The 24254-nt window shown below is 69.5% G+C and carries 19 protein-coding genes; 12 read left to right on the top strand and 7 right to left on the bottom strand.

Going from position 1 to position 24254, the window contains the following annotated elements; all coding sequences use genetic code 11:
* Positions 1-7 precede the first annotated feature (7 nt).
* Positions 8-1021 carry an NAD-dependent epimerase/dehydratase family protein gene (locus HC028_RS23860; protein ID WP_168079643.1) on the bottom strand — a complete coding sequence of 338 codons (1014 nt, stop codon included), beginning with the start codon at positions 1019-1021 and terminating at the stop codon, positions 8-10.
* Between the two features lie 176 nt (positions 1022-1197).
* Here HC028_RS23860 and HC028_RS28255 point away from each other — a divergent pair, with 176 nt between their 5' ends.
* Positions 1198-2565 (top strand): O-antigen ligase family protein, encoded by a 1368-nt coding sequence (locus HC028_RS28255; protein ID WP_168079642.1) that lies wholly within the window; start codon positions 1198-1200, stop codon positions 2563-2565.
* 30 nt (positions 2566-2595) lie between these two features.
* Here HC028_RS28255 and HC028_RS28590 read toward each other — a convergent pair whose 3' ends face one another.
* From HC028_RS28590 to HC028_RS23835, 4 genes are read right to left on the bottom strand one after another with little or no spacing between them, the layout of a single operon-like run.
* Positions 2596-3924, bottom strand: coding sequence for a lipopolysaccharide biosynthesis protein (locus HC028_RS28590; protein ID WP_168079641.1), 1329 nt, complete (start codon positions 3922-3924; stop codon positions 2596-2598).
* A complete protein-coding gene (locus tag HC028_RS23845; RefSeq protein WP_168079640.1) occupies positions 3921-5066 on the bottom strand; it encodes a glycosyltransferase in 1146 nt (381 codons plus the stop codon). Before HC028_RS23845 ends, HC028_RS28590 begins: the two co-directional genes overlap by 4 nt.
* The gene (gene asnB / locus HC028_RS23840; RefSeq protein WP_168079639.1) at positions 5063-6976 is read right to left on the bottom strand and encodes an asparagine synthase (glutamine-hydrolyzing); all 1914 of its coding nucleotides are present in this window, start codon (positions 6974-6976) and stop codon (positions 5063-5065) included. The genes HC028_RS23845 and asnB overlap by 4 nt, the downstream gene beginning before the upstream one ends.
* A complete protein-coding gene (locus HC028_RS23835; protein ID WP_168079638.1) occupies positions 6964-8136 on the bottom strand; it encodes a glycosyltransferase in 1173 nt (390 codons plus the stop codon). Before HC028_RS23835 ends, asnB begins: the two co-directional genes overlap by 13 nt.
* Before the next feature lie 102 nt (positions 8137-8238).
* On the opposite strand from HC028_RS23835, the gene HC028_RS23830 reads away from it, so the two are divergent.
* From HC028_RS23830 to HC028_RS23810, 5 genes are all read left to right on the top strand, one after another.
* On the top strand, positions 8239-9393 hold the full coding sequence (locus HC028_RS23830) for a glycosyltransferase (protein WP_203981482.1): 1155 nt from the start codon (positions 8239-8241) through the stop codon (positions 9391-9393).
* 17 nt (positions 9394-9410) lie between these two features.
* Positions 9411-10376 (top strand): NAD-dependent epimerase/dehydratase family protein, encoded by a 966-nt coding sequence (locus HC028_RS23825; protein WP_168079636.1) that lies wholly within the window; start codon positions 9411-9413, stop codon positions 10374-10376.
* A gap of 202 nt (positions 10377-10578) precedes the next feature.
* Positions 10579-11202: an acyltransferase family protein gene (locus HC028_RS23820; protein ID WP_168079635.1), complete on the top strand. Its 624-nt coding sequence runs from the start codon at positions 10579-10581 to the stop codon at positions 11200-11202.
* An 87-nt stretch (positions 11203-11289) separates the two neighbouring features.
* Entirely contained in the window at positions 11290-12480 is a 1191-nt protein-coding gene (locus HC028_RS28585; protein WP_168079634.1) for an acyltransferase family protein, read from the top strand.
* A gap of 217 nt (positions 12481-12697) precedes the next feature.
* Complete coding sequence (locus HC028_RS23810) at positions 12698-13366, top strand: class I SAM-dependent methyltransferase (RefSeq protein ID WP_168079633.1); 669 nt, start codon at positions 12698-12700, stop codon at positions 13364-13366.
* Between the two features lie 222 nt (positions 13367-13588).
* On the opposite strand, the gene HC028_RS23805 is transcribed toward HC028_RS23810, so the two are convergent.
* A complete protein-coding gene (locus tag HC028_RS23805; protein WP_168079632.1) occupies positions 13589-14857 on the bottom strand; it encodes a nucleotide sugar dehydrogenase in 1269 nt (422 codons plus the stop codon).
* Between the two features lie 276 nt (positions 14858-15133).
* On the opposite strand from HC028_RS23805, the gene HC028_RS23800 reads away from it, so the two are divergent.
* Positions 15134-16012 (top strand): phosphatase PAP2 family protein, encoded by an 879-nt coding sequence (locus tag HC028_RS23800; protein WP_168079631.1) that lies wholly within the window; start codon positions 15134-15136, stop codon positions 16010-16012.
* Between the two features lie 7 nt (positions 16013-16019).
* On the opposite strand, the gene HC028_RS23795 is transcribed toward HC028_RS23800, so the two are convergent.
* Positions 16020-16478, bottom strand: a complete 459-nt coding sequence (locus HC028_RS23795; protein WP_168079630.1) for an ester cyclase — start codon at positions 16476-16478, stop codon at positions 16020-16022.
* Between the two features lie 233 nt (positions 16479-16711).
* On the opposite strand from HC028_RS23795, the gene HC028_RS23790 reads away from it, so the two are divergent.
* The 5 genes from HC028_RS23790 to HC028_RS23770 all read left to right on the top strand — a co-directional run bounded on the left by HC028_RS23790 (position 16712) and on the right by HC028_RS23770 (position 24224).
* A complete protein-coding gene (locus HC028_RS23790) occupies positions 16712-19648 on the top strand; it encodes a M36 family metallopeptidase (RefSeq protein ID WP_168079629.1) in 2937 nt (978 codons plus the stop codon).
* A 95-nt stretch (positions 19649-19743) separates the two neighbouring features.
* Entirely contained in the window at positions 19744-20784 is a 1041-nt protein-coding gene (locus HC028_RS23785; RefSeq protein WP_168079628.1) for a thiamine pyrophosphate-dependent dehydrogenase E1 component subunit alpha, read from the top strand.
* A complete protein-coding gene (locus tag HC028_RS23780; RefSeq protein ID WP_168079627.1) occupies positions 20781-21800 on the top strand; it encodes an alpha-ketoacid dehydrogenase subunit beta in 1020 nt (339 codons plus the stop codon). Before HC028_RS23785 ends, HC028_RS23780 begins: the two co-directional genes overlap by 4 nt.
* A 98-nt stretch (positions 21801-21898) precedes the next feature.
* Complete coding sequence (locus tag HC028_RS23775) at positions 21899-22327, top strand: ASCH domain-containing protein (protein WP_373313997.1); 429 nt, start codon at positions 21899-21901, stop codon at positions 22325-22327.
* Between the two features lie 259 nt (positions 22328-22586).
* Positions 22587-24224 carry a bifunctional ADP-dependent NAD(P)H-hydrate dehydratase/NAD(P)H-hydrate epimerase gene (locus HC028_RS23770; RefSeq protein ID WP_168079625.1) on the top strand — a complete coding sequence of 546 codons (1638 nt, stop codon included), beginning with the start codon at positions 22587-22589 and terminating at the stop codon, positions 24222-24224.
* The last annotated feature ends 30 nt before the right edge of the window (positions 24225-24254 follow it).

Genomic DNA, 24254 nt, shown 5'->3' with positions numbered 1-24254 from the left:
GTCGTCATCACGAGTGGGCCTGCGCTTTGGTACCGTTCGACGCACCTCCGGATGCGCCCCTGACCTCGGCGATGATGTCGCGGAGGGTCTCGTCGAGTCCGCGTCGTGGCTCCCATCCGGTAAGCGCGCGCAGCTTGCCGGTGTCGGGAACCCGGCGGTTCATGTCCTCGAACCCGGTTCCGTACACCTCTTCGAACGGCATGAGCGCGATGCCGGAGTCGCTACCCGCGAGCTCGAGAACCCGCTTGGCCAGCTCGAGGATGCTGATCTCACCGCTGTTACCGATGTTGAACGTCTCGCCGATGGCGGCCGGCTCATCCAGCAGCGCCACGAGGGCGGACACGACGTCGGCGACGTGCGCGAAGCAACGGGTCTGCTGGCCGTCGCCGTAGACGGTCAGCGGTTCGCCCGCCAACGCCTGGTGCACCAGCCGCGGGATGACCATTCCGTAGGACGGACTCTGGCGCGGACCGACCGTGTTGAACAGCCGCACGACGATCGACCGCAGCCCCTGCTCGCGGTGGTACGCGTTGGCCAAGATCTCGTCCACGACCTTCGCCGTGCTGTAGGCCCAGCGCATGACGCCCGGGCTGCCGAGGATCCGGTCAGCGTCCTCCCGCAGCGGGCCGCTGGCGTTCTTTCCGTAGATTTCCGAGGTGCTCGTGACCAAGATCTTCGACCCGTGCCGGTGGGCGGCCTCGATGATGTTCTCCGCGCCCCGGATGTTCGTCTGGAGCGACTTGAGCGGCTGTTCGACCACCAGCTTCACACCGACCGCGGCGGCGAGGTGCACCACCGTGTCACTGTCCCGAACCACTCGGTCAACCAGCGATTCGTCGAGCACTGATCCGCGTACGAACCGCAGGCGCGGGTTCGCAGCAGCGTTGTCGAGATTCGACAACCTCCCCGTGGACAGGTCGTCGAGTACGATCACGGACTCGCCACGGGCCAGGAGCGCATCGACCAGGTGCGAACCTATGAAGCCGGCGCCGCCGGTTACCAGCGTTGTGCCGCCGTGCATACAGGTCTCCTTGAAACGTTCAATGTAATGATCCTTTGCCGACGCGCGGCACGCGTGCGAACGGGAACCGGGCACCTGCCCGTAGCCTGTCGCGAAGCACAATTTCGGCGTATCGATGTAAAAAGGCAAGCACCGACACTGTTGCGTCGTGGTGTCAACGAGGAAAGAGACAACGAGTGGCCGTTCCTAGCCAAACAGACCTATCGAAACAGGACTACCGGCCAGCCGATCTCATCGACGGGCCTCGTCGGGCTGTTCTTCCGGCCGTCGCGGCCCTGGCCGTTCTGCTACTTGCGTACCTGCTGTTCCAGCACGGTCTGTTCACGGCTGTCGGATTTGTCGTCGTCGCACCGTTGCTGGTGCTCGCCCGCCCAGGCCTCACGGCCATGTCTCTGGCGCCGATCATCCCGGTCGTCCTCCTCGTCCACGTGTTCCCGGAAGCCGCACTGCCCGGGCTAGGAGGCGTGCTAGCTGCACTTTTGCTGGGCATACTCGCACACGTATGCGCGGGAACGGTACGGCTGCGGGGCGATCATGTCGTCATCGCTCTGCTCACGGCGGTACTGGGTCTGAGTCTGTTGTTTCCGGCCGTCCGCCTGAATGCGGGCGCATACCCCACATCGGACCTGATCGGCGTACTGGAAGGTCTGATCCTCCTCGGCGCGGCACTCGCCGCGCCGCCCTCACCTCACCGTCTCGCGCAACTTGTGGCGGTCGCCGGCGCGGTCGAGGGGGTGTACGCGCTGGTTCGCGGAGAGTACGTCGACGGCCGCCTCGTGACCGAGACCCTGAATCCGAACTACCTCGGCGCCGCGCTGGCAGTGCCGGCAGTGACGGCCATCGGCCTCGCCTGGGCCAGCCGCCGGCTGCTCTGGCTGCTGGCGGCGCTGCCCAGCCTGGCCGCGCTTGTCGCCACCCGCTCCCGTGGCGCAATGGTCGCGGTCGTCGCCGGATTGCTCGTCCTGGTCGTCGTCCACCTGCGACGCACCCGGTGGCCGGTGCTGGTCGCGGCGGTCGCCGGGCTCGCGGGGCTCGCCCTGCTGGCGAGCGGCGGCCTGGCATGGCTGCAGCTCGGCCTCGGCGGGCGCAGCGCGAATGAGCTCACCTACAACAACGGAGTGCGCGCGGACGCCGCGTGGTTCGCCCTGCAGGTGACGCTGGAGCACCCCCTGCGGGGGATCGGGTACGGGATGTTCGCCCCCTACGCCGGCTTGCACTCCCCGCAACAAATCGTGATCAACACCCACAACGACTTCCTGCGACTTGCCGCCGAAGCCGGCCTCCCCGCACTTCTCCTGTTCGCGTACCTGCTCTGGCGCGGGCTGCGCGGGCTGCGGGACTACGAGTACGCCGTCCTCGGCGCGGCGGTCGTCACCTACGCCGTTGGGCTGCTGTTCGGCAACGTCCTGTCAAACCTGATCGTTACCGCACCCTTCTGGGTGGCGCTAGGAACAATGATGCGTCGATCGGGCCAAAGTACCCGGGCCAGTGAGCGGACCATCAGAACCCTCAGAAAGCAACGACAGGCTCGGCATCGAGGCTGACATCCAGGCGGGAGTACTGGAACTCCGCCGCTAGGCGCGCGGGCCGCCGGCTTCCGGTTCACCTGTTGGGTCGGAGGCCGCACGTATACGGCGGGCCCGATACGCCCGGCGTAGGGCGTCCAGTTCGGCGCGGCCCGGAACAAGTGCGCGCGCTGGCGTCCGGGTCGCGCGCAGGAACCACGCCACCTGCGCACCGCCGAGAACGGCGTACCCGGCGCTGGACGCCAACGCACACCCGACCAGCCCCCACCGCGGGATGAGTAGCAGGCACAGCGCGACGTTTCCGGCCATGGCGGCGAGCGTGATCCCCGAGATGATCATCGGGCGGTCGAGTCGTATCAAATGCGCGCCGACCGCCCGGGTGGCACCGAAGGTGAAGATGCCGGGGGCGAGCGCGAGCAGGGCCGGTACGCTGTCCCGGAAACCCGACCCGTACATCAGGGGGATGACCACGGGGCCGGCGGCGCACATCCCGAGGACCGTGACGGCGGACAGGATCGTCGACAGCCGGGTGGCGGCGATCGTGACGGCCGCAGAGTCGGTGAGCTCGGCGTTGGCCTGCTGGGAGACGGCCACCTGCGCTGTGGCGTTGGTGACGATCCAGGCCAGTTCCCCGATGGTGACCGCGACCGTGTAGAGCCCGACCGCCGCCGGCGACGACAGGCCGTTGAGCAATAGCACGTCGATCCGCAGCAGCAGGTGCAGCGCCGAGAACGCAAGGTGGTGGCGCAGCCCGTACGTCAGCGCCCGGCGAGCGACGGCCCGGTCCGCGTCGCGCAGCCGAGGCCGCAGCGCCGGTATGACCACGGCCAACGGGAGCACCGTGGAGATCGCCCAGATCCAGACGACCACGGCCACCGAAAGCCTTCCGGCGAGCCCGAACGTGAGCAGCGTGCCACACTGCACGACGGCGCTCAACAGTGCGGCACGGTTGACGACACCGACCCGGCCCTGCAGCACCAGCACGTTGTTCAGGTACAGCACGGTCATCCCGAAGGGCACCGCGAGCAGCGCCACCAACAGCAGCGCGTAGCCGGGCAGCGGCACCGCCCGGGGGCCGAGCGCGAGCACGACGACGAGGGCGCCAACGGCGGCGAGCGAGCCGGCGGCGGGTCCGAGCAGCACGCTGTTGGCGGGGATGGACGTCCGCGCCCGCCGCCACAGCGCGGTGTGCGACTGCTCCACGGAGAGGTGGCCCAGCGAGAGCGCGGCCGTCGCGATCGTCACCACGACCGAGAACGCGCCGCGGCCCTCCGCGTGCAGCGCCCGGGCGATCACCATCCCGGTGACCGCGCCGAGCACCACCGTCGCCAGTTGCGTCACGACCGTCGCGACGATCTGGCGCCCGCGCCCGATCACCCGAGCAGATCCCGGTACAGCCGGTCGTGCCGCTCGACGCACACCGGCACGCTGTAGGTGGCAGCGGCCTTGCGCGCGGCCGCCCCGAGTCGCCCCCGCAACTGCGGGTCGCCGGCGACCCGGGCGATCGCGGCGGCCAGCTCGGCCGGCGAGTGAGGCGGGACGAGCAGCCCGGTCTCATCGTCGGTGAGCAGCTCCGGTACGCCGCCCACGGCGGTGGCGACCACCGGCAGGCCGGCCGCCATCGCCTCCAGGACCGCGTTCGGCAGCCCCTCGTAGTGCGAGGCGAGCACCGCGAACTGGTACCGCGGCAGCAACCGGCTCGCCCGGGCGCGCGCGCCGGCCAGCTCGACGACGTCGTCGAGGCCACGGGAGCGGATCAGCTCGGTGAGGCGCGCCCGCTCGGGGCCCTCACCGATCAGGCAGATCCGTGGTGGCGTGGGCAACATCGCCAGCGCGGCCAGCAGGTCGTCGTGGCCCTTGTACGCGATCAGGTTCGCGACCATGACACCGCGAGCCGGCTGCGCCGTCACGTCCGCCTGCTCGTCGGGCAGGTCGACCCCGTTGGGGATGACCTGCACCTGCTCGGGCCGGTACCCGTCGCGCCGGACCGCCTCGTCCGCGCCCTCGCGCGAATTGCAGAGCATCAACGCCGATGACCGCCGCCCCAGCTCGTGGAACAGCCGGTCCCGCAGCCCGGCGGCGGGCGGGGTCTCGCCGCGGCGGCCGCTCACGCGTACCGGCACCCCCGCCGACCAGGCCAGCGGCAACACGAGGCTGTAGCAGCCGAACAGGAAGGCGTGACACACGTCAGGACGCAGAGCCCGCAGGTGACGCCGGACGGCGAGCAGCGTGCGCAGCGCCCGGGCCAGCATCCGCAGCTGGGCCCGGTCCGGTCGGCCGCGCAGCGGCAGGCCGCCGTAGTCGAACACCCGTACCTGCACGCCGGCGGCGCGCAGCGGCTCTTCGAGCGGGCCGCCGTCCGACAGCGCGAGCACGTGCACGTCATGGCCGCGCTCGCGCAGCCCGATCGCGAGCTTCACCAGCTGGGTCTCGGTGCCCCCGACGTGCAGGGTGCCGACCGCGAGCACGATTCGAAGTGGGCGGCCCGCCGGCGCGGCCACGCCGGATTCCGCGCTCACGCGGTGGTGACCGGGACGGCCGTCGGCCGCGAAGTCGGCGGCGTTCCGTCCACGTACATCCGGTGCCACAGCTCGAACTGCATCAGCGCCCAGATCCGGGTGGAGTGGTCGATGCCGGCGTCGTGCTGGTCGAGCAGGGCGGCCACCGACTCGGGCCGGAACAGGCCACGGCCGCGGGCGGTCGCGTCCGTGAGCACGTCCCGGGACAGGTCGCGCAGCTCGGTCCGCAGCCAGCTGGCCAGCGGCACCCCGAAGCCCATCTTCGGCCGGTTGAGCAGACCCGGCGGCAGCCAGTCCGCCACCGCCCGCTTGAGCAGGTACTTCGTCTCGCTGCCGCGTACCTTCAGGTTGGTCGGCAGCCCGGCCGCCCACTCGATGACCTTGTGGTCGAGCAGCGGTGAGCGGGCCTCCAGCGAGTTCGCCATCGTGCTGATGTCGGCCTTCACCATCAGGTCGCCCGGAAGGTACGTGTTGACGTCGACGTCGATGACCCTGCCGACGGTCGAGTCCGCGTGCGAGGCGGCGAACGCGTCGTCGAGAAGTTGGTAGCTGTCGATACCGGCGAGCTGCGACCGCAGCGCGTCGGTGTAGAGCGCGTGCTTCTGCTCCGGCGTGAAGTACGACATGAGCCGTGCGTAGCGGCGGTGCGCCGGCTGGCCGAGCAGGTTCAGGCCGCGGCCGACGCGCTCCAGCGGGGAGCGCGCCCGACTGCGGGCGGCCAGCCCGGCTCCCAGCCGCTCCAGCGTCCGGCGGGCGAACGCGGGTACGGGCACCCGGCCAGCAGTCGCCATGAACGCGTACCGCCGGTACCCGCCGAAGCCCTCGTCGCCGCCGTCCCCGGTGAGCACCACCGTGACGTGCTCGCGGCTCATCTGCGCCACGTAGAAGCTGGGGATCGCCGACGAGTCGGCGAACGGCTCGTCGAAGTGCCAGGCGAGCGTCGGCAGCAGGTCCGCGGCCGACGGCGTGACCACCAGCTCGTGGTGGTCCGTGTTGTAGTGACGGGCCACCATCCGCGCGTACTCGCGCTCGTCGAAGCGGCTGTCCTCGAAGCCGATGCTGAACGTCTTCACCCGCTCGGTGCTCTGCATAGCCATGGCCGCGACGATCGCCGAGGAGTCGATGCCCCCGGACAGGAACGCGCCCAGGGGCCGTTCGCTCACCATCCGGACCTTGGTGGCGTCGAGCAGCAGCGCACGCAGCTCCTCGACCAGCTCCTCCTCGCTGCCCACAGCGCGCGGGGTGAAGTCGGCCCGCCAGTACGGCCGGACGTCGGCCACCCCGTTCTGCCAGACCAGCAGGTGTCCCGGCGGGAGCTTCTGCACGCCCTGGTAGATGGACCACGGTGCGGGCACGTACTGGTAGGTCAGGTAGTGGTGCAGCGCGACCAGGTCGAGCTCGCGCGACATCGACGGGTCCTGTACGAGCGACTTCAGCTCTGAGGCGAACGACAGCGAGCCGCCGTCCGCGCGCCAGTACAGGGGCTTCTTGCCCAGCCGGTCGCGGGCCAGCAGCAGCCGGCCGCGCGGGCGGTCCCAGATCGCGAAGGCGAACATGCCACGCAGGTGGTGGACGAGCTCATCGCCGTACTCCTCGTACAGGTGGGCGAGGCACTCGCTGTCACCGGTGCCGGCCAGGTGGTGGCCTCTCGCCCGCAGGTGGGCCTGCAGCTCGCCGAAGTTGTACAGCTCGCCGTTGAAGACCACGGCGACCGTGCGGTCCTCGTTGTACACCGGCTGCTGGCCCCCGGCGACGTCGATGATCGCCAGCCGGCGCATGCCCAGCGCGGCGTGCTCGTCATCGTGGTACCCGGCCCCGTCCGGCCCACGGTGCACGATCGTGTCGCACATCCGGCGGACCAGTTCCGAGTCGACGAATCCGGTCGAGACGCTCCCTGCTATGCCGCACATTTGCGCTCCCAAAGTTCGGCGTACACGGCGACATGCCGGTCGATCATGGTATTCAGTGCCGCGTTCTCCCGGATCCAGTCCTGGGCGGCGGCGGCCAGCCGGGCGGCGTGCACGGGGTCGGTCAGCAGCCGCTCCAGTCCGTCGGCGAGCGCGGCGGCGTCGCCGGGCGGCACCAGGATTCCCCGGTCGCGTAGCAGCTCACCAGTGCCGCCCACATCGGTGGCCACGACCGGGCGTCCCGCCGCCATCGCCTCCATGACGGCGTTGGACAGTCCTTCGGTCAGCGACGGCAGGACGAAGAGGTCGGCCTCTGCCAGCAGGCGGTCCACATCGGTCCGGGCGCCGAGCAACCGGGCGTCGACCCCCCGCTCGTCGGCCAGGGCCTGGAGCGCTGAGCGTTCGGGACCGTCCCCGACGAGTACGAGGGTGACCTCGTGGCCGCGTTCGCGCACCATGGCGGCCGCCTCGATGAGGAAGCGGTGTCCCTTGTAGTGCTTGAGGTTGGCCACACAGAGCACCACCGAGGGGCTCTTCTCCCCCGTCGGCGGGCCGATCTCGAACGCGCCGTCGGGTAGCGCGTTGTAGATGACCATGACCTTCTCGGGGGGTACGCCCTCCTCGCGGCGGGCATCCTCGGCCACCGCCTCGGCGTTCGCGATCAACAGATCTGTCACCGAGGTCGCGGCCCGTTCGAGCGCCAGGACCCAGCGACGCCCCCCCTTGAAGTCGCCGAGGCTGCGCCGGCCGGCGACGAGGACCGGTACCCGCGCCAGCCGCGCGGCCGGCGCGGCGATGATGTAGCTGTGGAACAGGAAGGCGTGCAGCACTGCCGGTCGTCGCCGCCACAGGTGGCGCACCAGCCGCCCGAACCCGCGGACGTTGGCCCACAGCATGCCGAGGGTGAGCGGGCGACGCCGGAATCCCAGGTGGACGACGGGAACGGCGGCGGCGCGGAGATCCGCTTCGCGCTCGCCGCCGTCGAACATGACGAGCACTTCCGTATCGATACCGCGCTGGCGCAGGCCGTCCGCGAGCAGGACCACCTGCCGCTCGGTGCCGCCCAGACCGAGTTGGCCGATGAGAAGGCAGATCGGCGCCGCGGGCGAGGTAGACCCGGCGGACCCACGGGACGCCGACGAATCAGGCGAAATGGACGACATGCGAGGATAGTACCTATTCAAGCTGTATTGTCTCGCGTTATGCAGCACGAGTGGCGGAGCCACGACGCCGAGGGGCACAACGCAGGACATCGCGTTCGGGTAATGCGGGTTATCGCACGGATGAACGTCGGCGGCCCCGCACTGCAGGTGACCGCCCTCATGCGTGGGCTTGATCCGGATCGGTTCGAGCAGCGACTGTACACAGGTGAGGTCGGCCTTGGCGAGGCCGACTACCTGGGGCTGCGCGCCTCGGACGTGCCCGTGCACCGCGTACCCGGCCTGGGAAGGTCGGTCCGTCCGGGCGACGACGTCCGCGCACTCGCCTACCTCGTCGCGGAGATGCGCCGGTTCCGGCCGCACATCGTGCACACCCACACCGCCAAGGCAGGGGCCCTCGGGCGGGTCGCAGCCTCGCTGGCCCGGGTCCCGGCCCGGGTGCACACCTTCCACGGACACCTGTTGCACGGCTACTTCTCCCCCGCGGTGACCAGGCTCGTCGTCGGTACCGAGCGCACCCTCGCCCGGCGGACCGACCGCCTCGTCGCCGTCGGCTCCCAGGTGCGCGACGACCTGATCGCCGCCGGCATCGGCCGGGCCGACCAGTACGAGGTCGTCCCGCCCGGCACCGTCCTGCCCCCCGCGCCCTCGAACGAAGAGGCACGCGCGCTGCTGGGCCTGCCCGACCACGGACCGGTGATCGCCTATGTCGGCCGAATAACCGGCATCAAAAGGCCCGATCGGTTCGTCGAGGTCGTACGAGCGGTGCGAGCCAGCATCCCGCAAGCCACGTTCGTCGTTTGCGGAAACGGCGACCTGCTCGACGACCTGGTCGAGGCGACCGCCGACCTGGACGGCGCCGTCCGGGTGCTCGGCTGGCGCGGCGATGTGGAGACGGTGTACGCCGCGGCAGACATTACACTCCTGACCTCGGACAACGAGGGGATGCCGGTGTCGTTGATCGAGTCAGGACTGGCGGGAATACCCGCCGTCGCCACCAACGTCGGCAGCGTCGCCGAGGTGGTGGTCGACGGCGAGACCGGCCTGCTCGCGGCCTGTGACGCGAGGGAACTGGCCGCACACGTGGTTCGACTGCTGAACGACGACGACCTGCGGCTGGCGATGGGTGCGCAGGCACGGGACGTGGTGACCGACCGATTCGCCGCGCAACGCCTGGTCTCCGACATCAACAGGTTGTACACCGGGATCGCGCACGAGCGGGGCTGGTGGAACAGCTCCCCGACCGCCCCGACCCGATAATGAGAGGATCTGCATACATGAAGGTCGTCGTGACCGGTGGCGCCGGATTCATCGGCGCGAACCTGTGCCGCGAACTGGTCGCCCGACCGGAGGTCAGCCGAGTCGTCGCGCTCGACAACCTGAGCACCGGCAGCTCCGACAATCTCGCCGGCGTACCGGTCGAGCTGGTCGAGGGCAGCATTCTGGACCGTCCACTGCTGAGTGAGGTGGTCGCCGGCGCCGACGCGGTCGTCCATCTGGCCGCCCGCCCGTCCGTACCCCGATCGATCGCCGACCCGGTAGCCAGCCACGAGGCCAATGCGACTGGGACGCTGTACGTACTGGAGGCCTGCCGGCAGGTGGGTGCCTACGCGGTGGTCGCCTCGTCCTCGTCGGTGTATGGGTCGGTCGCGGAGCTGCCTAAGCACGAAGACCTCGCCACCCGGCCGTTGAGCCCGTACGCGGCCACCAAGCTCATCACGGAGGGGTACGCGCTCGCCTACGCCTCCGCGTTCTCGCTGCCGACGCTGGCCCTGCGGTTCTTCAACGTCTACGGGCCGTTGCAGGCCGCCGGGCACGCGTACGCCGCGGTCGTCCCGGCGTTCGTCGACGCGGCGCTGCGGGGCGAGCCGCTGCAGGTACACGGCGACGGCCGGCAGACCCGGGACTTCACCTACGTCGGAACGGTGGCCCGGGTACTCGCCGACGCGGTGATCGGCCGGGTCCGTTCGGACGCCCCGGTCAACCTCGCGTTCGGCACCCGGACGTCGCTGCTGGAGCTGATCGACCGGCTGTCGGCCCTGCTGGGCAGGCCGCTGGAGGTCGAGCACGTCGCGGCCCGCTCCGGCGACGTACGCGATTCGCAGGCCGCCAACGAGCGGCTGCGCACCCTGTTCCCACAGATCAAGGCTGAGCCGCTGGAGTACGGGCTGGAGCGGACGGTCGAGTGGTTCCGCGGGTTGCCGGGTTACGAGTCCGACCTCGCCCGGGCTACCAGCGCCTGACGTCCCGACGCGACGGCGGCCATTGGTCGGCCGTCACCCGGCGTGCTGGCCAGCGCCGCAGCGTGCGCCGGCCAGCACGCTCAGCGGTCGCTGGCGCAGATGACCGCAATGGCCAGGCCACCGAGTTGGCGACCAACAACATGTCGAGTAGCCGACCGCGTGGTGCGCCGATATGGACATTAGGAACATTTAACGTATCCCGGTGCAGCACGCGAAGCTTTCCGGATACCGGCCCGCTCTCGATGGTCTACGTGCCGTCGCCGTCGGCGCCGTCATCATCTACCACCTGCGTGACGGGCTGCTGCCGGGCGGTTTCCTCGGCGTCGACCTGTTCTTCGTACTGTCGGGGTACCTGATCACCGGCCTCCTGCTCGACGAGCACGCGCGAACCGGACACATCAACCTGGCAACGTTCTGGGCGCGCCGAGTCCGGCGGCTCATGCCCGCGCTGCTGCTGATGGTGGCGGTGGCCATTGCCGTGCGGGTCTGGGCACCATTGAGCGACTGGCAGCAGCGCCGTGGCGATCTACTCGCCACGATCTTCTACTACGCCAACTGGCACATGATCGCGTCGGATCAGTCGTACTTCGCCCAGTTCGCCTCGCAGTCCCCACTGCGCCATGCCTGGTCATTGGCGATCGAGGAGCAGTTCTACATCGTGTGGCCGCTGCTGGTGCTGGTGCTCCTGCGCTGGCGTCGCAGGTGTCTGCCGGCGGTGTTCGCCCTCGGCGCAGCCGCGTCAGCGATCACCATGATCGTGCTCTATTCGCGGCGAGCCCGACCCGCGCGTACGCAGGTACTGATGCCCGCGCCCAGCAACTCCTGATCGGTGCACTGATGGCGCTGGCGGTACGCCGGATAGCGGCCAGTGCGGGCAGCGGCGAGACGCGGGGGTCGATCAGCCGCAGCGTACGTGCTCGGACCGCTCGCCGCGGCGGCGACGGCCGTACTGCTCTTCGTCACCAGCGACACCGTCGGTTTCTACTACCATGGCGGCGCGACTACCATCGCCGTGGTGATGGCGGTCCTGATCGGGGCGGTGGAACTCGCACCGGCGTCGCCGCTGGCCCGCCTGCTGTCGATCACGCCGGCCCGTTGGGTCGGCAAGATCTCCTACGGGCTGTACCTGTGGCACTGGCCGGTCATCATGTTCCTGCCGGAGGTCGCGAACCTCGGCGCCAAGGTAACGGGGGTTCTGATCCTGGCGCTGGCGACCGTGTCGTACTACCTGGTCGAGCTGCCGGTCCGGCAGGGACGGCCACGATTTGCGGTCAGTACGCCGTTGCGACTCGCGGTCACCGTGCCGGTCGTCCTCGGCTGCGTGGCCGCGTCGGTGGTCGTGAGCACCAACTGGGCTATCGGTCTGCAGAAGCAGCAACTGATCGCGATGAACGGGGCGCCGTGCGGCAACGGCGTGCTGATGTGTTGGCGGGTGACGGCGCCGCAGGGACGACCCGTGATCACCGTCGTCGGTGACTCCACCGCTATGGCCCTCGATCCGGGCTTCGTCGACCTGGCGCGTCAACGTGGCTGGGGCTACGTGCTCGCCGCGAAACAGGGCTGCGGCATCAGCGGTCTGCCGTACACGCTGAAGGCACCCAACCCACCGGCGCCCTACCAGGTCGAGTGCGCCAAGACCGCCGACGAGCGGCTACGCACCCTGCTGGACACCTACCACCCGACGATGGTGTTCGCCTTGTCCAACTTCGAGACCCTGCACTATGCCGGGACCGACTCGAAGCTGGTGGAGCCGTTGACCCCAGAGTGGACTGCTGGAGTTCATGGCTCGTTGCGCCACTTCGCCGAGCAGGTGACCGCCTCGGGCGCTGCGCTGGTGACGCCCGGCGTCCTGCCCGTGTCCCTCAGCGCCCAAGCCTGCCTGGAAACCCAGAAGGCCACGAAAAACTGCAAGCCCCTCCCGGCATCCACCCCGACCGGCGACGCCGCCAACACCATCTACCAGCAGGTCGCGGGCGAGACTCGGGGCATGCACCTGCTGGGCGCACGGCAGTACATCTGCCCGAACGGCACCTGTCCCATGGTCGTCGACGGGCTTGTGCTGCGCTACGACGGCGTCCACTTCACTCCGCAGGGCGCACGGTGATTCGTCAACAAGACGGCGCCACTGCTGCCCAACGCCGACGCCGCGCGATCACGGTAGCCTCGGCCACCATTGTCAACGGCATCCGAAGTAGCTGATCCGGCAAAAAGGTAGGGGCGGGGCGAGGCTAGCAATACATCCCATATCCAGCCGGCCTCGCCCCGCATGTCATCGCTTGCCAATCAACGTTCTTAGCTAGATTTAGAGGTATTGTTCCGATATGACTGACCGGTGGCATTCGTACATTGTTAACAATCTTGAGGCGGCGAATGAACGGATCGCCGCCGCCTACGACGCCTGGCAGTACCTCGGCCCCGTCCTCGACCGCATCCACGCCCGCTACCAGCCGGGTGCGCGGATCCTCGAACTCGGCTGCGGAGCGGGCCTGCACGCGGCCGTACTGAGCGCTTGGGGGTACGAGGTAACGGCCGTCGACAACGACCAGAGAATCGTCGACCTCGCCGCCGAGACGGCGCAAGCACTCGGCAGCGGGTTCGAGGCCACGCTCGCCGACGCCACCCAACTTCCCGAGGAATGGACCGGAAAGTTCGACCTCGTGTTCAGCCTCGGTCTGATGGAGCACTTCGACCGGGACGTCACCGTACAGCTCCTGCGCGAACAGGCGCGGGTGTCCCGAAACGTGATGGTCGTTGTGCCGTCGCGATACACCCGCTACGTCGGCATCACGGACGAACGGATCTACTCGATTCACGGCTGGCGCTCGATCTTCCGCGACGCCGGCCTCACCATCGATGAGTCGCTGGTCTTCGCCGAGCCTCCGACGAAAATCGCACGCGTCGCCCGTCTGGCACTGCCCCTCGCCGTATACAAGACTTTGCAGCGGGAACTGACCTACGGCATGAGCATCTGCCTGTTCGGTAAGAGCTGACCCCCAGGGACAGCTCTTACGCTGATCAATGGCAGCACAGCCGGTCGCCGTGGCCTTGTCGTCTCTGCCAGGGCCACGGCATGCTCGGTGCCACGCACCAAAATGGGAAACGCTCGTTGCCGAACCGTCGGTAACGAGCGTTTCTCCTGTTTCTCTGGTGGGAGACCCACCGACGGGGTCGGCTGGATACATCGCGTATCCAGCCGACCTCACCCCGACGGTTCAGAGCCGCTCGACGTTGGCTCCGCTGCACCGGTTACGCGCGTCGAACACGTACGTGCCGGACGCCCCGACCATCTCGAAGTCGAAGACGTCGTGGTCGGTGAGGACCATCACGGCGTCCGCCGCGGCCACCTCCTCGGCGGTCAGGTCGACCACCGTCACGCCCGCCGGCAGGTGCGTGGCCTCGGCGTAGGGCTCGACGGCGCGCACGTCCGCGCCGAGCTTGCGCAGCGCCTCGGCCACATGGATGGCCGGCGACTCGCGGCAGTCACCGACGTTCTTCTTGTACGCCAGGCCGAGCAGCAGCATCCGGCTGCCGTTGACCGGCTTGCGCCGGGTGTTGAGGCCGGCGATCAGGCGCTGCACGACGTGCTCGGGCATCCGGTCGTTGACGTCGTTGGCCAGCTCGATGAACCGGAAGTTGTGCCCGAGAGTGCGCTTGACCTGCCATGACAGGTACGACGGGTCGATCGGCAGGCAGTGTCCGCCCACGCCCGGGCCCGGCCGGAACGGCATGAATCCGAACGGCTTGGATGCGGCGGCGTCGATCGCCTCCCACACGTCCACGCCCAACTGACCCGCGAAGATCGCCAACTCGTTGACCAGGGCGATGTTGACGTGCCGGAACGTGTTCTCCAACAGCTTGGTCAATTCCGCGGTACGCGTGTTCGCCACCGGCACGGTCCGTTCAACCAGCCTGCCGTAGAAGGCCTGAACGCGCTCCAGCGAGGCCTTGTCCAGGCCGGACACGACCTTGGGGGTGTTCTCCAGCCGCCAGGTCGGGTTACCAGGGTCGATACGCTCCGGCGAGTACCCGAGGTAGAAGTCCTCGGGAGCCCGCAGGCCGGTGCGCTCTTCGATGATCGGCCGCAGCAGTTCGTCGGTCGTGCCAGGGTAGGTGGTGGATTCCAGGATCACCGTGCAGCCGGCGCGCACGTGCTCGGCGATGGCCCGGCCGGATTCCTCGATGAAGCTCAGGTCCGGAATGCCCTCGCGCAGCGGCGTCGGCACGGTGATCACGCATACGTCGAAGCCCGCGGCGGCGGCGTAGTCCCAGCTGGCGCGGTAACGCCCGGTCTCGAGCGCCGCGGCGAGACGCTCGCTCGAGATGTCCTCCACGAACGAGTCACCCGCGTTCAGCTTCTTCACGCGGGTGGCGTCCAGGTCGATCCCGACCACGTCGTACCCGGCTTCGACGGCGGCCATCGCGAGCGGCAGGCCGACGTAACCCTGGCCGACCAGGACCACCTTCTGACTATCCGTGTCCATCGTTCTCCCTGACTACATTGGCTTAGCAGGGGAGATAACGATGAGTTCGCCAAATTGGTATACATACGACTGGCTCTTTTTATTGGCCGAGTCGACGACCTCCGCGACCTAGCGTCTGCCGCTCAGCCTCGGATGACTCGTAAACACCACTGAACGAGGTACTCGCGCTCGTTGCGGATGATCGGTTCGCGCCGCCCGTACCCCTGCCGGCCGAAATAGCTGGTTGGTCGTCGCGTCATCGAACTTGGCCACCGCCTCGCCGGATACGGTTTGTCAATGAATCGCAGGAACGCGTACCTGGCGTTGTGGCTCGGTCTGCTGCTGGTCGGCCAGATCGCGGCGTTCGGCGCGGTCTGGCGATTCTTCGTCCATACCCAGCACGGTCAGCTCCTCGACACGATCGCGCTGACCGGCGACGTCATCGGCCGCCGCCATATCAGCAAGCTGGTCGACACGGTGCTCAATGTGATCTCGGTGCTGTCCCTGGCGGCTGCCACCGGCGTCATCGGCTTCATCGCCCTGATCCGTCGCCGGGTCACGTTGGCGCTGGTCGCGGTCCTGCTCATCGCCGGAGCCAACATCACCACACAGCTGTTCAAGTACGGCACCGGCCGACCCGACTTCGGCGCGGACGGGGCACTCGCCGGGTACGGCAACACCCTGCCGAGCGGGCACGCCACGGTCGCCGCGTCCGTCGCCGCCGGCCTCATCCTGGTGCTCCCACCACGGCTGCGGGGACTGGGCGGCCTGCTCGGAGCCGGCTATGCCGCGCTCACCGCGGTCGCCACCCTGTCCGCGGGGTGGCACCGCGCAAGCGACGCTGTGGCGGCGCTGCTGGTCGTCGGGGGGTGGGCGGCGTTCGCAGGCATCCTGCTGGTGCTGACAGCCGCGCCGGACTCCCTCGTGCAGACCCGGGATGCGCACCTGGTCGCGGTGTCCACGTTGATGGTCGTCGGGGTCGCACTGCTGGCGGTGGCCGCGGTCGGCCTCAAGCTGACCGATCAGGTGGTGATGATTCCGCCGGAGCAGCTCAGCACGCGCCGGTTGTTCGCCGCGTACGCAACGAGCGCGGCCGGCGTCGCGGGCACGGCTGGCCTGGTGATAGCCCTCATGCTGGTCACCGCGCATCGCGTCGTCGCACAGCGCAGCGCCTGACGGTTCGTCAGGCGCTCTGCTCCCCCCGCGCAGCCGACGCCGCGACGGATTCGGGCAGCGCGTCCAACTGGCGCAGCAGGTCGTGCAGCTGCTCGGCGTACCAGAACTCGACGATCTTGCCGTCGCGGATGCGCACCACGTCGATGCCGGTCATCGTGACCGTGCGGCCGGTCGGGGCGATGCCCATGAACTCCCCGGTGTGGGTGCCACGGAAGGTGAACAGGCCGACCACCTTGTCGCCCTCGGCGATCAGGTCGTCGCAGGTCTCGCCGCCGTCCGGGAAGCCCGTCTTCCACACCCGGATCAGCTCGGCGAAGCCCGCCTTGCCCGCCGGGAGGTCCGGGAGGGGCTGGTGGTCCACGTAGTCATCGGCGATCAGCTCGTCGATGACGTCCACGTTGCCCTTTGTCCAGAACTCCTCGTAGAAGCGGCGAAGCACGTCCTTGTTGCGGTCCAGGTCGCTCACCGGCAGTCCTCTCTCCCCCGGCCGTACGCGGCGACGACGTTCCGGTGAACGTACAGCTAGTTGATCAAAACGGGCCACTAGCGCATCAGCGCCGCCACAACAACCCCTCCCCGCGCCGGTGCTCACCCTCGTCGATACCCCTGGTTCTCGTCGCCGTAATGACCGGAATAGGCCATGCGGGTTTACCTCAATGGTTCAACCCCCTTCACGACCCCGGACCGAAGAGGTAACCCGTGCGCAGACCTGAATGGACCACGAGAGCCAATCGGAGGTGGCGGCCGGCGTACCTGCTGGCCGCCGTCACGGTGGCCGGCAGTCTGGCCGCCGTCACCCCCGCCCACGCCGACCCCGCCCGCGCTCCGGCCCACGAGCACATGTCCGACCTGCTGGGCGAGGGCCACGGCCCACGCAACAAGGACAACCGGAAGGGCGCCGCGGCGCCGAGCGCGCGGCAGCGCGCGCTGGCCGACCAGCTTGGCACGGTGCGCTGGAACGTGCTGGGCACCCCCGAGGCGCTCGGCCCGGCCAACACCCCGGCAGCCGCCAAGGCCCTGGCGACCGGCCTGCCCGCCGACCCGGAAGCCGCCGCCCGGCAGTACCTCACCACAAACCAGGAACTGTTCGGCGTCGACCAGGCGTCGGTTGCCCGGATGCAGACCCTCCTCGTACGCCCGATCGGCGCCGCCTCGGTGGTGACGCTGCGCCAGCGCTTCGGCGACCTGCCGGCCGGCCACGACGGCCTCGTCAGCGTGCTCGTCAAGGACGGCACGGTGATCCGGGTCAGCTCGTCGCTGTCGCGGGACACCGGCGCACCCCAGCCCGCCACCCTAACGCCCGCGCAGGCCACCGACGCGGCGCTGCGCGACGCCGGGTTGACGGCGAGCCAGGTCAGCACGTCCGACATCTACGAGGTCGCGGTGCCCACCCCGACGGACGGCCCGCGGGCCGCGTACTCGGTCACCTTGATCTCGAAGGAGACCGACGAACCGACCGCGTACACGACCTATGTGGACGCGCGTACCGGGGAGATCCTGGTACGCGACGATCTGGTGGACCACGACTCGGACAACCCGGAGTGGGCGGTGTTCCCGGCCACCCCGCCGAGCAGCATCGCACCGGGCACCGACCCCCGGGTCCACTGGTGCCTCAACCCGCAGCCGGGCTGCGTGCGTACGGTCCACGACCCGGTGAGCGGCCAGGCCTGGGACGTCGACCTCGCCACCGGCCAGCCGACGTTCACCTCGCTGGGCAACGCCGCGAACAACAACGTGCGCTGGACCACCGCCGCTGCGGAGTTCCCTGCGACCCCCAGCCCGGACCGCAACTACACCTACCCGTTCACCGACCAGTGGCACCAGGCCAAGTGCGACCCGGCCGTCTTCACCTCCGCCCAGCGCAACGACGCCGACGCCGCCGTGAGCAACCTGTTCGCGATGCACAACCAGATGCACGACTTCGCGTACCACCTGGGCTTCACCGAGGAAGCCTGGAACCTGCAGGCGGTCAACCTCTCGCCGTACGGCAAGGGCGGCGACGCCGAGCAGGGCCGGGCGCAGTCCGGTGCGCTGACCGGTGCCCGCAACAACGCCAACCAGGGCACCCCGCGGGACGGCCAGCCGCCGACCACCAACATGTACCTGTGGCAGCCGCAGGCCGGCGGGGCGTACCCACCGTGCGTCGACGGCGACTACGACATGACCGTGATCGGGCACGAGTACACCCACGCGATCACCAACCGGATGATCGCCGGCCCGGACAGCGGCATCGGCTCCTTCCAGGGTGGAGCGATGGGTGAGGCCTGGAGCGACCTGGTCGCCGCCGAGCAACTGTTCGAGAACAACCTGCGCGCCCCGGGGAACTCGCCGTTCGTCACCGGCGCCTACGTCACCGGCAACAACGCGACCGGGATCCGCAACTACGACGGCAGCAGGAGCGCGCTGAACTTCTCCGACGTGGGGTACGACCTGGTCGGTCCGCAGGTGCACGCGGACGGCGAGATCTGGGTCAAGGCGAACCTGCTGGTCCGCGGGGCGTTCGTGAAGCGGTACGGCGCCGGCGACCCGAAGGTCCAGCAGAGCTGCGCGGCGGGCAAGACGCCGGTCGAGGCGTGCCCGGGCAACCGGCGCTGGATCCAGCTCATGTTCGACTCGTTCCTGCTGCAGGCCAGCAGCCAGGTGAGCATGGTCGACATGCGCGACAACATGCTCGCCGCCGACGTCGCACGCTTCGGTGGCGCGAACCAGGACCTGATCTGGAACGCGTTCGCCGTCGCCGGGCTGGGCCGGGACGCCGCCGCCGGCCCGAACGACACCGACCCGACGCCGAGCTTCGCCTCCCCGTACGCCGACAACGCGACCGTGACGCTGCGGCCGGCCGGTGACGGGAAGGACGCCGCGGTCCGGCTGTACGTCGGCGACTACGAGGCCCGGGCCGTACCGGTCGCCGACACCGACCCCGCCACGCCGCTCCCGGACACCTTCCAGATCGTGCCGGGTACGCCGTTCACCTTCACCGTGACCGGCGCGGGATTCGGCAGCACCAGGTTCAGCGACGAGTTCCAGGCCGGCAAGGCCAAGGCCCTGCGTCCGCATCTGCGGCGCAACCTCGCGTCGACCGCGTCCGGCGCGACGGTCACCGGCGACGGGATCAACCTCGACAAGATCGCCGACGACACCGAGGGCACCAACTGGGCCTCGCTGGACGGTGTCGCCGGCAAGCGGGTCACGGTCGACCTCGCCGGGGACAAGCCCGAGGTGGTGAGCCAGGTGAACGTGAGCGCCCTGCTCCGGCCGGCGATCACCGGCGACGCCGACGCCGGTCCGCAGAACCGGTTCAGCGCGCTGCGGTCGTTCGCGGTGCTCGCCTGCGACGCGACCCACGCCGACTGCGCCCAGGACGCCGCGTACAAGCAGGTGTACGTCAGCCGGCCGGACGCGTTCCCCGGTGGCAAGTTCCGCCCGACCGCGCCGCAGCTCAACCTGCGGACGTTCGAGTTCAAGCCGGTCCGGGCCACCCACCTGCGCATCCAGATGCTGGCCAGCCAGTGCACCGGCGGGCCGGACTACGCCGGTGAGCAGGACGCCGACCCGGCGACCACCACCGACTGCACGACCGGCAGCCAGTTCGCGCAGCAGGTACGGATCGCGGAGTTCCAGGCGTTCACGCACTGAACCGTCAACACTGGAGCGGGGCCTGCGCGAACAGGCCCCGCTCCACCGACAGCGGGATCTTGTTTCGGGGTCGGTGCGCCGGGTAGCCGCGGGGGATGGTGTGGCGACCGGAGCCGAGCGCCGAGGACCTGGCGGTCCGTATCGCGGAGGCCGGACTCGAGCAGGGCTCGCTGCTGGAGATGTACCGGACGATGTGCCTGATCCGGGTGTTCGAGGAGGCGATCCGCGACCGGTACTGGGCCGGCAAGACGCCCGACTTCAACATCGCTGCCGGGCCGATCCGCGGGCTGATCCACCTCGCGGTCGGCCAGGAGGCGGTCGCCGTCGGGGCGTGCACACCGCTCCGCGAAGCCGACGTGGTGGTCAGCACGCACCGCGCGCATCACCACGCGCTCGCCAAGGGCGTCGACCCCACGCGCCTGGCCGCCGAGATCTTCGGCAAGGTCACCGGGCTGTCCCGGGGCAAGGGCGGTGAACTGCACCTGTTCGACCGGAACCGGCGCTTCCTCACCAGCGGGGTCGTCGGCACCTCCTTCGCACAGGCGACCGGGGCCGCGTTCGGCTTCCAGTACCGGGGTGAGCGGAACGTGGTGGTCATGTTCACCGGCGAGGGCGCCGCCAACCACGGCGCGTTCGCCGAGGCCCTCAACACGGCGTCCCTCTGGCAACTGCCACTCGTCGTCGTGATCGAGGACAACCTGTACGCCGGTTCGGTGCCGAAGTGGGGCACGCAGGCGGTGAACCAGCACTACCAGCGCGCCCAGAGCCACAACATCCCGGCGTACCTGGTCGACGGCATGGACGTCATCGACGTGTACGAGGCGACCGAGAGCGCCATCGGCCGCGCCCGCGACGGGTACGGCCCCACCGTGGTCGAGGCGGTCTGCTACCGCTACCGGGGGCACTTCGAGGGCGACCCCGGTGGCTACCGCAGCCGCCAGGAGGAGGAGACCTGGGAGCGGCTCGATCCGATCCCCCGCCTCGGCCGCCGGCTGGAGCAGCTCGGCTGGGCCGGCGACGAGACCCGGACGGCGGTACGCCGGATGGCCGCCGAGGAGGCCATCCAAGCGGTCAAAGTCGCCGAGAAGAGTCCCCTGCCCAATCCGGCCGAGGCGCTCCAGGGGGTGTTCGCGTGAGAACGCTGAGGGGGATCGCGCCCGCCGTCTCCGAAGCCCTCGACCAGGAGATGGCCAACAACCCGGAGGTGTTCGTCCTGGGCGACGACGTCAGCCACTGGGGCGCGCGCTTCGGCTTCACCGGCGGGCTGCAGGAGAAGTACGGCCGGGGCCGGGTGATCGACGCCCCGGCCGGCGGGCAGAACGTCCTCGGTCTCGCAGCCGGTGCGGCAACAACCGGCCTGCGCCCGGTGGTCGCGCTGATCTCCGGTGACTTCCTCGGCACCGGCTTCGACCAGATCTACGACCACATAGCCACCGTCAACTACCTGTCCGGCGGCCAGGTCCGGATGCCGGTGACCATTGTGGTCGCCGTCGGCGGCGGCTACGGCGGCGGTGCCCAACTCTCGCAGATGCGCTACGGGCTCTTCGCACACGCCCCCGGCGTCAAGGTGGTCGTGCCGTCGACCGCGTACGACGCCAAGGGGCTCACCACGACGGCGCTGGCCGACCCCAACCCGGTCATCATCTTCGGTCACCGGCTGCTGACCGGCCAGCCCGGCGTCCCGTTCGAGGGCGAAGACGAAGACGTACCGGAAGACCCGTACTCCATCCCGTTCGGCCTGGCCGCAGTGCGCCGCGAAGGCAGCGACGTCACCATCGTCGCCACGGCGGCGACGGTCCGACGTAGCGTCCGCGCGGCCGCGCACCTGGCCGAGTACGACATCTCGGCCGAGGTCGTCGACGTCCGCACCCTGGTGCCCCTCGACACCGACACGATCGTCGCCTCGGCCCGCAAGACCGGCCGCGTCCTGGTGGTAGACGAGGACTACCAGAGCTTCGGCACGACCGGCGAGCTCACCTTCCGGATCCAGGCCGGCGCGTTCGACCGGCTCACCGCTCCGGTCCGGCGCGTCGCCGTACCCGACGTGCCGATCCCGTACTCCGAACCGCTGGAGCAGGCGGTGATCCCGAACGTTGAACGGATCTTCGACGAGGCCCGGAGCCTGGCAGGCGTGTCGGCCCGGGCCAGCTAGCTGAACGATTCCTATGTGTGCTGGTTATCGGCACGGCGCGCGGGTGCGGGCCGATATGGCGAGGTGCCTGGCACAGGGCTCGTACTGTCTACGGCATGATTGCCGGTGATCTTCCGCGGAAGGAGTTCGCGTTTCCTGGGCCGCTGCGAGATCGGTTAGTGGCCGCAATCCTGTCTGGCGTGAAGACCTCGACCTCGGGCCTGGTGGTCGGATACGAGCGCGAGAACGAGCCGCTGCCCAGGGCCGGTCAGCAGTTTGCGGTCGTGGACTCCGCCGACCGGCCAGTCGCGGTGATCGAGTTGACCGAGGTGCGGGTGGTCCGGCTCGCCGACGTGGACCTGCAGCACGCCCTCGACGAGGGCGAGGGCGACGAATCGGTGGCGCAGTGGCGGGCCGGCCACGAAGAGTTCTGGCACAGCGCGCAGGTGCGTGCCGAACTGGGGGATCCCGATTTCACCGTCAACGACGACACCCTGGTGCTGACCCAGCACTTCCGCCTGGTGAGCCTGGCAGCAGAAGACCAATGATCCTTCGCCGGCCTGTGCGGCGAGGCGGCTTGATCACACGTAGAAGAACGGTATCGATGGTTGGTTTGTGAAGACTCGCCCCGGGGGCCAAGGACGCGCTCTGCGATTCCGACAGCGCCGCGCTCGTCACGGCGGTACAAGAGGCGCGGGAGCGCCGGGCGCGCAGTCGTCCCACCCACCGCCGCCGAACTCACGGCCATGATGAGCGCGCACGGGAAACGTCTGAAGGCGCTGGCCGCTGAGCCGTTCCTGGCGGGCGATGAAGCAGCGTAAGGCGTCAGAGCGTGCGCAGCTCGACGGGTGGGACACGCCGGTGGAGATATGGAAGCCTGTGCGGGTGGATTCAGCGGAGGTTCTGTCAGCACATCGAAGTGAGGATGTACAAGGCGCGGTGGCTCGGGTGCTCGCGCGTTCTCGCTCGGATGACACGTTGATCCGGAGAGCGGCAGCCGGTCTAGCGGCCGTATGCACAGATGTGCTGCGCGAGCGGCGCGGAGGCGTCAACGGTCGCCGCGTCGTGCTGCTGGTTGGCACCGGCAATAACGGGGCGGACGCGCTGCTAGCCGGGGTTCACCTGCGCTCGCGGGGAGCGGCGGTTGAGGCCCTGCTCGTGGGCGGGGAGGCTTATCCCCAGGGCCTGTCCACACTGGGCGCGGTCCACGGCATCACGGTTGATGCCCGTTCCGATGAGGGGCGGACGGCAGCGCTCTCGGCGCTCGCTGCGGCCGAGCTGGTGGTGGACGGCATCGTCGGCGATCGAGGATCGGGCGGGTTGCGGAGCCCGGCTGATGAGCTGGTGGCGGCCATTCCGGCGGGGGTTCCGGTTGTCGCGGTTGACCTGCCGAGTGGTGTTGATCCCGACACCGGAGAGAGCTCCGGCCCGCACGTTCATGCCGACGTGACGGTCACCTTCGGCTCGTTCAAGCCGTGCCTGTTCCTTCCGCCCGCATCCCACGCGGCCGGTCGGCTGGAGTTCGTTGACGTTGGCTTGACGGACGAGTTACCTGCCCAGCCACTCGTTCGGCGCTTGACGAGGGTCGGCGTGGCGGCTCGCTGGCCGGTGCCGGCGCGGACCGATCACAAGTACACCCGAGGGGTGCTCGGGGTGATCGCCGGCTCGGACACCTATCCCGGCGCGGCCGTGCTCGCAGCTCTGGGCGCGGTGCGGGCGGGTGTGGGCATCGTTCGGTACATCGGGCCGCCGCGCGTCACCGACCACGTGCTGATGGCGGCGCCGGAAGCCGTCCCGGGCTTCGGCAGGGTCCAGGCATGGCTGCTCGGCTCCGGGGTCGAGGCTGACCCGGACCAGGACGAGGCCATCGGACAGGCGCTCGATTCGGGCCTGCCTTGCGTGGTCGACGCGGGGGCGTTGGAGGAGTGCGTCAAGCGCCGCGCGGCGGGCGCCCGGTCGGTCGGCGCCGACGGCGTGCTGATGACTCCCCATGCCGGGGAGCTGGCCAGGATGCTGGACATGCTGGGCCACGAGGTGACACGCGGCGATGTCGAGACCCGGCCGATGTTCCACGCGCTCTGGCTCGCCCGGGAGGTGGAGGCCACGGTGCTGCTGAAGGGGCCGACCACGCTGATCGCCAACCCGTCTGGATGGCTGTTCAGCCAGAACGACGGCCCGCCCTGGCTGGCGACCGCAGGATCAGGTGATGTCCTCGCGGGTATCGCGGGTGCGCTCATGGCATCGGGTGTGGGGGCGATGGACGCGGGCGCGATGTCCGCTCTGGTTCACGGCCTGGCTGGCGCCCGTGCCTCCGGTGGCGGCCCGATCAGCGCGGGTCAGATTGCGGAGGCGACGCCTGCCACGGTCGCGGACCTGTTGCGCCTGGTCAGCGAACCGCCAAGCGGCGACCGGCCGCGTCGGCGGTTGTCCGCCAACGGCCGTTGACTCGTCCCGAAGCCGGGCGCTGGGGAGCAA

The sequence above is a fragment of the Planosporangium flavigriseum genome, assembly GCF_011947225.1.
Lineage (GTDB): Bacteria > Actinomycetota > Actinomycetes > Mycobacteriales > Micromonosporaceae > Planosporangium > Planosporangium flavigriseum.
This window is presented reverse-complemented; position numbering and strand designations above follow the sequence as displayed.